General features: G+C 69.0%; 11 protein-coding genes and 1 pseudogene. 4 read left to right on the top strand and 8 right to left on the bottom strand.

Translation table 11 applies throughout. The features are described 5' to 3' along the window. Positions 1-63: 63 nt before the first annotated feature. The 3 genes from ACFWA9_RS09850 to ACFWA9_RS09840 form a co-directional block, all read right to left on the bottom strand. Positions 64-279: a hypothetical protein gene (locus tag ACFWA9_RS09850; protein WP_380385078.1), complete on the bottom strand. Its 216-nt coding sequence runs from the start codon at positions 277-279 to the stop codon at positions 64-66. Positions 280-357: 78 nt separating this feature from the next. After that, a complete protein-coding gene (xerC, locus tag ACFWA9_RS09845) occupies positions 358-1,323 on the bottom strand; it encodes a tyrosine recombinase XerC (RefSeq protein WP_380385075.1) in 966 nt (321 codons plus the stop codon). A gap of 3 nt (positions 1,324-1,326) precedes the next feature. Next, positions 1,327-1,557 (bottom strand): helix-turn-helix domain-containing protein, encoded by a 231-nt coding sequence (locus ACFWA9_RS09840; RefSeq protein ID WP_380385072.1) that lies wholly within the window; start codon positions 1,555-1,557, stop codon positions 1,327-1,329. A 143-nt stretch (positions 1,558-1,700) separates the two neighbouring features. Here ACFWA9_RS09840 and ACFWA9_RS09835 point away from each other — a divergent pair, with 143 nt between their 5' ends. Continuing rightward, complete coding sequence (locus tag ACFWA9_RS09835; protein WP_380385114.1) at positions 1,701-2,141, top strand: NUDIX domain-containing protein; 441 nt, start codon at positions 1,701-1,703, stop codon at positions 2,139-2,141. A 107-nt stretch (positions 2,142-2,248) separates the two neighbouring features. On the opposite strand, the gene ACFWA9_RS09830 is transcribed toward ACFWA9_RS09835, so the two are convergent. The 5 genes from ACFWA9_RS09830 to ACFWA9_RS09810 form a co-directional block, all read right to left on the bottom strand. After that, the gene (locus tag ACFWA9_RS09830) at positions 2,249-2,644 is read right to left on the bottom strand and encodes a hypothetical protein (protein ID WP_380385069.1); all 396 of its coding nucleotides are present in this window, start codon (positions 2,642-2,644) and stop codon (positions 2,249-2,251) included. Positions 2,645-2,740: 96 nt separating this feature from the next. Continuing rightward, positions 2,741-3,280, bottom strand: a complete 540-nt coding sequence (locus ACFWA9_RS09825) for an HD domain-containing protein (protein ID WP_380385066.1) — start codon at positions 3,278-3,280, stop codon at positions 2,741-2,743. Between the two features lie 28 nt (positions 3,281-3,308). Next, complete coding sequence (locus ACFWA9_RS09820) at positions 3,309-3,743, bottom strand: GntR family transcriptional regulator (protein ID WP_380385063.1); 435 nt, start codon at positions 3,741-3,743, stop codon at positions 3,309-3,311. Positions 3,744-4,017: 274 nt separating this feature from the next. Next, entirely contained in the window at positions 4,018-5,136 is a 1,119-nt protein-coding gene (locus tag ACFWA9_RS09815; protein ID WP_380385060.1) for a hypothetical protein, read from the bottom strand. A gap of 53 nt (positions 5,137-5,189) precedes the next feature. Continuing rightward, on the bottom strand, positions 5,190-5,657 hold the full coding sequence (locus tag ACFWA9_RS09810; RefSeq protein WP_380385058.1) for a hypothetical protein: 468 nt from the start codon (positions 5,655-5,657) through the stop codon (positions 5,190-5,192). A 961-nt stretch (positions 5,658-6,618) separates the two neighbouring features. On the opposite strand from ACFWA9_RS09810, the pseudogene ACFWA9_RS09805 reads away from it, so the two are divergent. The 3 genes and pseudogenes from ACFWA9_RS09805 to ACFWA9_RS09795 form a co-directional block, all read left to right on the top strand. After that, a pseudogene (locus ACFWA9_RS09805) lies at positions 6,619-6,705 on the top strand (glutamine synthetase); the annotation flags it as partial. 238 nt (positions 6,706-6,943) lie between these two features. Further along, the gene (locus ACFWA9_RS09800; RefSeq protein WP_380385055.1) at positions 6,944-8,182 is read left to right on the top strand and encodes a hypothetical protein; all 1,239 of its coding nucleotides are present in this window, start codon (positions 6,944-6,946) and stop codon (positions 8,180-8,182) included. Between the two features lie 389 nt (positions 8,183-8,571). Then, positions 8,572-11,589, top strand: coding sequence for a bifunctional [glutamine synthetase] adenylyltransferase/[glutamine synthetase]-adenylyl-L-tyrosine phosphorylase (locus ACFWA9_RS09795; RefSeq protein WP_380385052.1), 3,018 nt, complete (start codon positions 8,572-8,574; stop codon positions 11,587-11,589). The last annotated feature ends 63 nt before the right edge of the window (positions 11,590-11,652 follow it).

Below are 11,652 nucleotides of genomic sequence, written 5' to 3'. Positions count from 1 at the left end.
AGGGCCCCGGGTCGGCGGTATCGCACCGCCGACCCGGGAGGCCCCTCACCCGCCCTGGGCCGTCTAGGGGCCGTCGGGCCGCAAAACCGGGGCCCAGCCGAGCCCTTCGTAGAGCTTGTCCACCGCCCGGCGGGTGCGGCCATCGCTGCTCGGCATGAGGTGCATGTAGACCCGGAGCGTGAACCCGGGGTCGCTGTGCCCGAGGTACCCGCTCAACGCCTTCACGCTCTCGCCGGCGTCCAGCAGGACCGAGGCATAGAAGTGCCGCAGGGCGTGCATGCCGTCCTCACGGGACGCCTGGTGCCGCTTGCCCTTCTCCGGTGGCGGGATGACGCCGGCCGCGACGAGAGCGGGCTTCTACGCGTACGTGTTGAAGTCGCTCCGGCGGACGGGGCCTCCCTCCTCCCGCGTGAACAGCAGTCGCTTGGTGACCGGCGGGCCGTCCGGGGTGAGCCACGGCAGCGTGACCTCCTCGGGCGGAAACTCCTCGATGTGGGCCTTGAAGATGTGGGAGACCTGCTCCGGGAGCGGGACGTCCCGGACCTTCCCGCGCTTGGGCGGGGCGAACACCAGGCGGCCCCCGATGTCCTTGACCTGATAGCCGACGTGCAGCCAGCCGGTGTCGAGCCCGATCTCATCCACCGGAAGACCGAAGATCTCACCCTGCCTCAGGCCGCACGCGCCGCCGGCGTCCATCATGGGCCGGTAGCGCTCCGGGAGGCCCGCTCGGACGGCGGCCACCCGATCGGCCGGCCACGGTCGCACCCGGCCCGGAGCCCGGCTGGGCGCCATGACCGAGCGGGAGCGGCACGGGTTCGTGGTCCGAAGCTGGTCTTCCATAGCCGCGGTGAAGATGCCGGAGACGTTCCCGAAGATGACGCGGCGGTACGACGATGCAGGGACAGCTTTCTCCAGTTCCGCCAGCCACTCGCGGATGTGCGTGGGCAGGAACGAGTCCATCGGGCGCGGGCCCAGGTACGGGATGGCGTGTCGACGGATCTGAGCGTCCACCGAGGCCCGGGTGTTGAGGTCGGTGTGCTGGGAGGCCAGCCACTTCTCCGCGTACTGCCTGAAGGTGACCCGGGCTGCCTTCGGGTCGGTGTACTGGCCGCGCGACATGTCGGCCTCGATCCGGGCCAGCCACTCGTCCGCCAGTCGCTTCTGGCGGTCGGGGAAGGACTTGCTCTTCTCGGTCCCGTCCGGTCCGACGTAGCGGGCACGGTAGCGCATGCCGCTGCCGTGGCGGTCGGTCTTCGCCCGGCGGGACTTGCCGTCGGGCCCGGCCTCGGTCTTGTACCAGCGGTCCTGGATGTGTCCTGCCATGGATCAAGCCGCCTGTTCGTTCTGCTCGGCCGCCCATTCGGCGACGGCCTGGGGGTGGTAGCGGACGTGCCGACCGACCCGGAATCCGGGTGGCCCCGTGCGCTTGCGGCGCCACTGGTAGACGGTCTCCAGCGGCACGCCGAAGATCCGGGCGATGTCCTCGGGTTCGAGGTAGCGATCGGGGAGGGGGCGGACGGCTGGTGCGCTGCTGCCCCGTTGGCCCCTTGCGGGCATGCGGACACCTCCGGCGAGAGGTTCGGATGGTGAATGCGGAGTGTGATTGGCCCTCTCGCGGACGGAGGCGGAGGGCGGAAAGTGTCAGGGATGTCAGGGGAACTCGCTGACCTGTGGTTTTGGCTCCTGGCAGGACGTCAGGGATTGTCAGGGATGTCAGGGAAAGACGTTGCAGCCGACTCAAAAGACCGACGCGGGCGGGGCGTCTGCTGCTGATCCACAAGACCGACAACAACCTCTGGGCGCTTCCCGGCGGCGGCCACGACATTGGGGAATCCGTCGCGGACACGGTGGTCCGCGAGGTGCGCGAGGAGACGGGAATCGACGTCGAGGTCGACTCCGTCGTGGGCCTGTACACGGACCCGGGGCACGTCATGGCGTACGACGACGGGGAGGTCCGGCAGCAGTTCTCCATCTGCTTCAGGGCCCGGCCTGTCGGCGGCGAACTGCGTACGAGCTCGGAGTCGAAGGAGGTCCGCTGGGTAGACCCGGTGGGCCTCGACGACCTGGACATTCACCCGTCCATGCGGCTGCGGATCACGCACGGCCTGGAGGCCGCCCGTGTGCAGCCATACATCGGCTAACCGCCTGACGCTTGACGGCCGAGGAGAGCCTGGCGCGAGCGGAGACAGCTTTGACTGAGGAGCCCACGACGGTCACAGGAAGTGGCAATCGCCCTGCCGGTGTGGCTTTAGTCGAGCTCGGTGAGTGTTGCGCGGGCTTCGGTCCAGATTTCGATCCAGTCCTTTCCGGTCTTCTCCGAGGCTTCGTCAATGGTGGTGACGCCGTACGTCTCTCTCAACCATTCGAGTTGGGCCTGGTCGTAGCGCCGGGAGAAGGCTTCTCGTTCGGCTTGGCGCCGCGCATCGGCTTCCCTCGCCCGGTCGGCACGTGCGGCGTCGGCTTCGACGGCCTTCACACTTCTGCGGGTTCGGGTGGCGGCGCAGTCGACGCCGACGTAGGTGCGGTGACCGAGTGGGTTGCCGGTAAGGTCGATGGTTTCGAGTTGGATGGGGCGCTGGACGTCTTTCCCGCACTCGTCGCAGGTTGCTGCTCGGTTCGACGTGCCCTTGATGACGTAGGTCATATTCGCCTCAGCAGGTAATAGTGTGTCCTGCGCATCAGTTTGGCCGAGGCGCCTTTTCGTCTCAACTCCCGTCCCTCCGGCTTTGCCAGGCGCGTCCTAGACTTGGGCCTGGAGCAGCTGACCTTCAATCCGGCGTGCTGCTGCGTCGATCGTCGGCTCGGCTCGGCGGATGAACCGTCCGACGATGCTGTCGGGCCCGTACCGGCCAACGATCTCCGCGATTCGGTCGGAAGTCGTCGTCGGCGTGCCGTCCGGCGTCGTCGTCATGTCGCAGTAGATCAGCGCGTCCACCAGGTGCGGCTCCTCCAGGGGGAACTCCTCCTCCAGCTCACGCCGCAGGCCGCGTTCCTCCGCTTCGAGCAGCGCGCACGAGTGGTGGGCTACCAGCCGCACGACGCGCTCGTCCACGTTCTCCGTGCGCAGGAACCGCGCGCCGTCGAGCGGGTGGAAGCCGGTGGCGACTATCCGCGACGAGTAGCCGACGTCGTGCAGGATGGCGGCGGCTTCCAGCAGCTCCGCGTCGGGGCCGAGGATGCGGGAGAGGGTGCGCGCCTTGCTGGCAACCCCCTTCGAGTGGGACCAGCGGCGGGGAAGGTCGGTGGACAGGAGGGACTCGGCAAGCTCGTAGGCCCACACGGTTGTATCTGCTCCTCGTTGATCGTGGTCAGGAGTGATCGGCGGGAAGTGTTCGGACGCGCCGGCCCTTCCCGTGGCGCACTTCGAGAACGCCGGCGCCCTCCAACTGAGCGAGGGCCCGTCGAACGGTGCCTCGCGCGGCGCCGGTCGTCTCGGTGAGCTCCTTCTCCGAGGGGAAGTCGGCTCCGACACCGAGCGTCCGCACCAGTGCGATGAGCTGGTCGATCACTGGCGGTTTGCTTTCGGCGCCCACAACCACCCATCCAGCTCCGGGACGTGAGGTGATGAGGCCCTTCGCCGCAAGGGAGTCCAGAGCGCGACGAACCGTGGTTCGGCCAACGCCGTGGGTCTCCATCAGCCGGGCTTCGGAAGGAAGCGACGTCTCTGTGGAGTTCCCGCTGATCTCCGTCTCGATCGCGTCGGCGATCCGCAGGTAGGTACCGCGCGGGCTCCGCTCCGGCACTAGCCGCTCCCTTCTCTAGGCAGATACCTAGCCAGGATGAACGATGGCAGGGGTCAGTTGCCAGCGTCTAGGACGGGACCCCACAGCCAACGGCTGCCTCGCTGAGCTGTCCGAGATGCTGGCCGTGCTGAGGTTGGCTCGGTCAGCATCTGCAGCTTGGAAGAGCCTGAACGTGCGAGGTTTTGTCGTGGCGTACGGTCGAACACGCCAGCGCTTTCCAACTGCGTCTGGGTGCCATGGACGCAGTGCTTGATCTCCTGTGAGCCTGGGTCTTCTATTTACGTGTGCACTCTGCCCATGTGTCAATCTGGGCTGCGGTCTCTTTTATGCACTGGTCGACCAGCGTACTAAAAGAGGCAAAGTTATGCAGCTGGAAGCAAGCGTGAACCAGTCCAAAAAGCGGCTCGTCAAAATCTATCTCCGACGGCCTGATCCGGCTATCGAGATCATAGTGAATCAAGCTATTTCGAAATGGGCGCCCACTGCCGGACATGACCGTCCGGGCCCCATTAGTCGAGAGTATATTGTCTAGGAAGCCTTTTGAAATATCTGACAGAGGAAAGATCGGATCATTTCGGAGTAGGCGCAAGCTAGATAGGACATGATAAAGGGTGATGTAGCGCATCTTGAACGGGGCATATTCGAGCGCGAGAGGGCTGTGTCCGTGACAGATTACCCGGTCTGCAAAATTCAGAAGCCCTCGAAAGACGGTCAGGGCTGCATTGAGTGCTAGAGTGCCATCCTCATTAAACCCCCGCGAATAGAATATTGCTATTCTATCGTCTCGCGATGTAAATGATCCGGGATTCAAACCTATTGCGTAGCTTGCAGGTCCGGTGTCGAGACGTGCACCAAGGCCGCCAAGATAGGATCCGTATTCCTTGTATATTGCACCAATCTCGACACCCTGCCGAAGCGATATTTCTAGCGGCATCCCCAGGAAGAGTGTTGATGAGCAACTGGTGGAAATAAGCTTGCCGTCAAAATATGATATCCCCAAGTCGTGTCCGAATAGCCTCGCCAGAGATAGCGAATGCTTGCCTCTGAACTTCGAGAAGTGGGCCGGGAATGCTTCATTGTGAAAGTATGAGAGTAGTCCGTGAATGCCGCCGCGGCCACTGTCCTCGAAGAGCTTCAGAGAGTGGCGAGATCGGGCAACTATGGATGAGGCGGTGGCGGAAAGCTCGGAGTTTGGGTGTGGCATTACGATTCCCAGCTTTTTCTGGGATTCGTGGACGCATAGTGAAATATATGGGACCATGCAGAGGCCAAGGATGGGAACTGGGGCTCCCCTTCCAGATTCCGAGAGGGATCGGCAATCCCGGGCGTATCGGCCAAGGTAGGAGACGTCAGCGGCGATGCTTCTCTTGGTGATCTCGGTTGCGATGCTCATGGTTCCCTGAAGGCCTGGTGGAGGTTCTAATCTCACTATCCAATAGGGTGAATCTACTTAACAGCCTTCCAGGCGCCGCATCCTTTGGTGGTGAAAAGTCCGTCGCCCTTCTGGATTGTAACCGTAATCTCTCGCGCTGCTGGTGCAAAGTTGTTGTCGATGATCTCGCCCGATATGGTAAGACGAGCCCAGTAGCAGTTCTTGAGGTCGCCGGAGGTTCGGTACTTTCCGGGCTTTATTTCCTTGCCTACCTCGTAATCTCCATTGCCGTACGACCGCTCGAAATTACCTTCGGTGGCCTGCTTGATTATTTCCGTCCACTTCGGGCAAAGCATCGGAACGCCGGAGATGAGAATTTTCCCGTTGTCACCTTCGGTGTGGCCGCCAGATATAAGCCATTGCGGAAGTCCCTCGGGTGCATTCTGGGCGGCGAGGCTATCCAGAGTTTTGCAAATATCTGAAACCAGGTACGATGCCGTTCGATGCCATGTGTCGGCGTGCCAGCCCTGTTTCGTCGCCAAGAGGTCGATTTCGTCCTCGATGCTTGGACTGGGGGCTGCGCTTGCCGTTGGGCTCGGTGTCGTGACTCTTACTGTTTGGGAGGGCGGCGGACTGGCCGGGCCTGGGGTGGACGAGAAGGGCGTGGCCGCTGCGGGACGGTCTGGCGGACTTCCACATGCAGCTGTAGCAGTCAGGGCGAGGGTGGCCAGCGCAGCGCTTCTCAGGCGTCTGTGAAGCATCTGGGCATGCTCCCATGCTGGCTCGGTCGGCGGGTGTGAATTGGCGAAAATGTGATCTGCCAATAGAGGCGGGAGTGCTTCGGTCTGTCTCTTGCCGTCCGAAGCCGGGCAATCAGGGCTGCACTATGGGAGCGCCTGTCTGGGTGACTGTGGACGACCCCCTCGCGACCAAGTCGCAACGAGGTGAGTTGTCGGTTCGTCCAGGGTCGTGTGCCTGGATCGGGACCACATGCTGTGCATCGAGGTCGTTCCGGCCCTCAGGTTACGAAGGGGCCATGGGGTAATCGCGCCGCCATCCGCCCGGTACGTTGCGTGTCATGGCAGTGGATGAGAGCCGCCCGCGCTGTCCGGAGTGCAATGAGCCTCTGACTCTCGGGGCGATGGTGCTGTGTCACCGGGCGGAGGATGGGCGGCGTGTGTGCCGGGGCGTGGGGGGTGCGGACGGCGGCACGTCTGGTGGAAGTGGTTGGATCGGCCGGGCGATCCGCTGGAGGCCTGCCCGCACCTGGACCTCTTCGGCGGGTGACTGCTCGTACCAGTCCGGTGTCAGAACGGGTGGTGTGTGACGGTCGACTCCGCGCGCTGGTGGGGTGGTGGTTGGGGAGCGGGCGGGGCTCATGGCCTGGGCCGGGCCGTCTGTGGGCCGTCCGGGGCTGGCCGGCGACGGCCAAGGGCACGCGCCGACGACCGCCGAACGGTCGCTAATCGGGGGCTGATCTATCCCCTCCAGGGGTGGCATCAGTTCCTCCGCAACAAGCGCCAGGAGTGGGAGGAGTACCGCTCCGAGGTCACCCCCTTCGAGCTGCGGAAGAACCTCCAGGTGCTCTGACGCTCCGTCAACCGCGCGAGTGGGCCTGCTCCGGTCGGAGCAGGCCCGTTCCGTTGTGCGGGTCCGCCCGCTCCCGCCGGTCTCCGGCGGGCGAGGGCGGTGCGGGCGTCCGGGCAGGGGTCCCCCGCGCACGCTAATTCGTTGGGCCAATGCGGTTACCCTGCAGCGGTGCGAGCCGTGACCAGGTGATGCGGGAGCGTATTCAGAAGATCCGTTTTGCGGATCATCCTGGAGTGTCATGCGTACTCGAATCACCACCCTGGTCCTGTCCGGACTGGCCTCGGCCGCCCTCGCCCTGGGCGCCGGCGGCACGGCCTACGCCTCGCCCGTCGTCGACCACGGCGCAGCCGCCGAATCGGTCGAGGCCCAGGGCGCATGGGTCGACAGCCTCCTGCGTCTGGCCGAGGAGGACAGCGGCTCCACCACCAGCACCTGGACCTTCAACGGGCGAAGCACCGTCTACTCCGCACCGGGGCTTCGCCCGGCTCACCGGGGCGACGAGGGCACCGAGGCCGGAGAGGCCTTCGCCGACGGCTCGGTGTCGGAGCTCGCGGAGCCGGGCGACGCCGAAGCCGCCGAGCAGCCCGCGCTGTCGGAGGAGAGCGGTCTCGGACGCGGTCGGCCGATGGCTCAGCCGGAGTCCGTGTTCCCCGAGGGCTCGTCGCCCCGCGGTGGCGAGCACTGTGAGGAGGACTGGCACGGCCAGCCCGGGGAGCACGGCGCCGCGGACTGCGACTGCTCCCCCGAGCACCACGAGCACCACGGCGGTCACGAGGGCCACGAGGGCCACGAGGGTCACGGCGGCCACGAGGGCCAGGGTCAGGGGCAGGGCCAGGGGCAGGGCCAAGGTCAGGGACAGGGGCAGGGTCAGAGCAACGAGCAGGGCCAGGGTCAGGGCCAGGCCCAGGGTCAGAGCAACGAGCAGGACCAGGGACAGAGCCAGAGCGGCTCGCAGAACCAGGGTCAGGACCAGCACGTCCAGGTGACCGTCAACGTGCAGAACGTCGTCACGAACAACCTCAACAACAGTGCGAACAACAGCGCCGCCAGCAACTCGAACAACTCCGCGCAGAACAGCGCGCAGAACTCGGCGCAGAACAACCAGTCGGCCTCGCAGGCCAACAACCTCTCCAACCAGCAGAGCCAGTCCAACCACCAGGCCTCGCAGAACCTGAACAAGGCGACCCTCGTCGCCAAGGGCCAGGCGCCGGGCAAGTCGGCTCACCACGGTGGCGGCGAGCACGGCGAGCACGGCGAGCACGGCGAGCAGACCGGGCACGGCGGGGGCGGGCACTACGGTTCGGGCGGGGGGTACGCGTCCGGCCAGCACGGTGCGGGCGAGCACCACTCGGCCGAACACCCCCACGGGGAGCTGGCCGAGACGGGCTCCCAGGGGACGCCGATCCTGATCGGCCTCTCGGCCGCTTTCCTCGCGGCGGGTGTGGCGGTGATGCGGCTCGGCCGGCGGCGCGCATGATCGGGTCCGTCCCCCCGGGCCGCCGGACAGCGTGACCGTCCGACGGGGCACCGCCCCGGTCGGGCGCCCCGGGCGGTGAGCGGGCGACAGGGCGGTGCGCCGTCGGCCGCCGCCCGGCGCTCCGCGTCCGGCCTTCACCCGTTCGACGTACAGGAAGCCGATGCCGCCGTCCGCCTCGAAGGAGGAGTGGACGGCGGTGTCCGTGCTGCCGGCCGGAGGGGCTGCCGGGGCCGGGGGCGACCGGCGGCGGTGAAGGCGCTCGGCGGCGGGGCCCGTCCGCCGGGCGACCGTGAGGCTCCCGGTCGTGGCCGGGCGGGGCCGGTCCGCGGTCACGCTCGGCGCGGCGCCGTGCGGGCGCGTAACCTGCTGAGCGGGCGGATGGAGGGGTCATGGAGGAGCAGCGGGCCGGGAGCCGGGTGAGCCGGCCGGAGATCAGGCTGGTCCGGCGCGGGTTCACCGACCCGGCGCAGGCCGTCCGGCTGCTCGCCGGGCCCGGTCTGGAGGGACTGGCCGACGACCCGGTGCTGCTGGACGCGCTCGGCGCCACGGCCGATCCGGACCTCGCCCTGCTTGGCCTGGCCCGGCTGCTGGAGGGCGCCGACGAGACCGAGCGGCACACCCTGCGCGACACCCTCACCACCTCCAAGCCGCTGCGCGACCGGCTGCTCGGCGTGCTCGGCGCGTCCACCGCGCTCGCCGACCACCTGGCCCGGCACCCGCACGACTGGCACGCCCTGGTCACCTTCGAACTGCGCGACATGCACCCCGGCCCGGAGGACTTCCGGCGCGCGCTGCGCGAGGGCCTGCGGGCGGACGCCGCCGTCAGCCCGGCGGACGCGTTGCGGATCGCCTACCGCCGCTGCCTGCTGGCCATCGCCGCCCGCGACCTCACCGGCACCACCGACCTCGCGCAGACCGCCGCCGAACTGGCCGACCTGGCCGGCGCCACCCTGCAGACCGCCCTGGAGATCGCCGCCGAGGAGGATCCGGAGGCCGCCGGCGCCTGCCGCCTCGCCGTCATCGGCATGGGCAAGTGCGGCGGGCGCGAGCTCAACTACGTCTCCGACGTGGACGTCATCTTCGTCGCCGAACCGCGGGAGGGCGTCGAGGAGCAGGAGGCGATCAAGGCCGCCACCCGGCTGGCCGCCGCGCTCACCCGGCTCTGCGCGGACACCACCGGCGAGGGCACCATCTGGCCGGTGGACGCCAACCTGCGCCCCGAGGGCCGCAACGGCCCGCTGGTCCGCACCCTGGCCAGCCACCAGGCCTACTACCAGCGCTGGGCCAAGACCTGGGAGTTCCAGGCACTGCTCAAGGCCCGTCCGGTCGCCGGGGACGCCGAGCTCGGGGCCGCCTACCTGGTGGCGCTGGAGCCGATGGTCTGGCAGGCCGCCGCCCGGGAGAACTTCGTCACCGACGTGCAGCAGATGCGCCGCCGGGTGATCGACTCGATCCCCGTCACCGAGCTCGACCGCCAGCTCAAGCTGGGCCCGGGCGGCCTGCGCGACGTCGAGTTCTCCGTCCAGCTGCTCCAGCTGGTGCACGGCCGCACCGACCCGGCGCTGCGCAGCGGCAACACCCTGGAGGCACTCGGCGCGCTCTCCCGGGGCGGGTACGTGGGCCGGGCCGACGCCGCCTCGCTGGACACCGCCTACCGCTTCCTGCGCTCGCTGGAGCACCGGATCCAGCTGCACCGGCTGCGCCGCACCCATCTGATGCCCACCGGCGAGGAGGACCAGCGCCGGCTGGCCCGCTCGCTCGCCCCGCTGATCAACGACGACACCCGGGCCGACCCGGTCGCCGCCCTCCAGCGGGAGTGGAAGCGGCACGCCGTCGAGGTCCGCCGGCTGCACGAGAAGCTGTTCTACCGGCCGCTGCTGGACGCCGTCGCCGAGCTGCCGACCGGTGCGACCGGGCTGAGCCCGGACGCCGCCCGGGCCCGGCTGGAGGCGCTCGGCTACGCCGACCCGGCCGCCGCGCTGCGCCACCTGACCGCGCTGGCCTCCGGCGTCAGCCGCAAGGCCGCCATCCAGCGGACCCTGCTGCCGGTGCTGCTGGGCTGGTTCGCCGACTCGGCCGACCCGGACGCCGGGCTGCTCAACTTCCGCCAGGTCTCCGACGCGCTCGGCCGCACCCCCTGGTACCTGCGGCTGCTGCGCGACGAGAGCGCCGCCGCCGAGCAGCTGGCCCGGGTCCTCTCGGCCGGCCGGCTCGCCCCCGACCTGCTGCTGCGGGCCCCCGAGGCGGTCGCCATGCTGGGCGACCCGCAGGGCCTGGCGCCGCGCGGCCGGCCCGCCCTGGAGCAGGAGATACTGGCCGCCGTCGGCCGCGCCGACTCCGCCCCCGCGGCCGTCGCCGCCGCCCGTTCGGTGCGGCGCCGGGAGCTGTTCCGGACCGCCGCCGCCGATGTCCTCGGGCGGCTCGGTGACGACCCGGCCGAGGCCCTGGACGTCGCGGGCGAGGCGCTCACCGCGCTCAACGCGGCCACCCTCCAGGGCGCGCTGCGCGCCTGCACTGCCGGCTGGGAGGCCCGGCACGGGGAGCTGCCGACCCGGATCGCGGTGATCGCGATGGGCCGGTTCGGCGGGCGCGAACTCGGCTACGGCTCCGACGCGGACGTCCTCTTCGTCCACGAGCCGCTGCTCGGTTCGCTCGACCAGGACGCCGCCCGGGCCGCCCAGGCGGTCTGCCACGAGCTGCGCACGCTGCTCTCCGGGCCGTCCACCGAGCCGCCGCTGGTGGTCGACGCCGATCTGCGCCCGGAGGGCCGCAACGGCCCGCTGGTGCGCACCCTCGCCTCCTACGCGGCGTACTACCGGCGCTGGTCGCACGCCTGGGAGAGCCAGGCGCTGCTGCGCGCCGACCCGGTGGCGGGGGACGCGGAGCTGGGGGAGCGGTTCCGGCAGCTGATCGACCCGCTGCGCTACCCGGGCTCCGGGGTGCCGGAGCGGGACGTGGTGGAGATCCGCCGGATCAAGGCCCGGATCGAGGCCGAGCGGCTGCCGCGCGGCGCCGACCCGACCACCCACACCAAGATCGGCCGGGGCGGACTGGCCGACGTGGAGTGGACCGTCCAGCTCCTCCAGCTCCAGCACGGGCACGAGCTGCCGGCGCTGCGGACCACCCGGACCAGGCCCGCGCTGGCCGCCGCCGCCGAGGCCGGGCTGGTCGGGGCGGAGGACGCGGCGGTGCTGGACGCCGCCTGGGTGCTGGCCTCCCGGGTGCGCTCCGCGGTGATGCTGGTCCGCGGCCGGCCCGGGGACAGCTTCCCCGGGGAGGCCCGGGAGCTGGCCGCGGTGGCCCGCTACCTGGGGTACGGCGCCGGGCACAGCGGGGAGCTGGTGGACGACTACCGGCGCACCACCCGGCGGGCCCGGGCGGTGGTGGAGCGGCTGTTCTACGGCTGATCCCCGACCGGCTGCGCCCCGGCCCCCGGAGGATCGCTGCGCCCCGGCCCCCGGAGGTCCGGC

The sequence above is a fragment of the Kitasatospora sp. NPDC059973 genome, from assembly GCF_042737525.1.
GTDB lineage: Bacteria > Actinomycetota > Actinomycetes > Streptomycetales > Streptomycetaceae > Kitasatospora.
This window is presented reverse-complemented; position numbering and strand designations above follow the sequence as displayed.

What these genes read in the sequence shown, in the direction of transcription:
- ACFWA9_RS09850 (WP_380385078.1), bottom strand. Translation starts at nt 279, where the DNA reads ATGCACGCCCTGCGGCACTTCTATGCCTCGGTCCTGCTGGACGCCGGC.
- xerC (WP_380385075.1), bottom strand. Translation starts at nt 1,323, where the DNA reads ATGGCAGGACACATCCAGGACCGCTGGTACAAGACCGAGGCCGGGCCC.
- ACFWA9_RS09840 (WP_380385072.1), bottom strand. Translation starts at nt 1,557, where the DNA reads ATGCCCGCAAGGGGCCAACGGGGCAGCAGCGCACCAGCCGTCCGCCCC.
- ACFWA9_RS09830 (WP_380385069.1), bottom strand. Translation starts at nt 2,644, where the DNA reads ATGACCTACGTCATCAAGGGCACGTCGAACCGAGCAGCAACCTGCGAC.
- ACFWA9_RS09815 (WP_380385060.1), bottom strand. Translation starts at nt 5,136, where the DNA reads ATGAGCATCGCAACCGAGATCACCAAGAGAAGCATCGCCGCTGACGTC.
- ACFWA9_RS09800 (WP_380385055.1), top strand. Translation starts at nt 6,944, where the DNA reads ATGCGTACTCGAATCACCACCCTGGTCCTGTCCGGACTGGCCTCGGCC.
- ACFWA9_RS09795 (WP_380385052.1), top strand. Translation starts at nt 8,572, where the DNA reads ATGGAGGAGCAGCGGGCCGGGAGCCGGGTGAGCCGGCCGGAGATCAGG.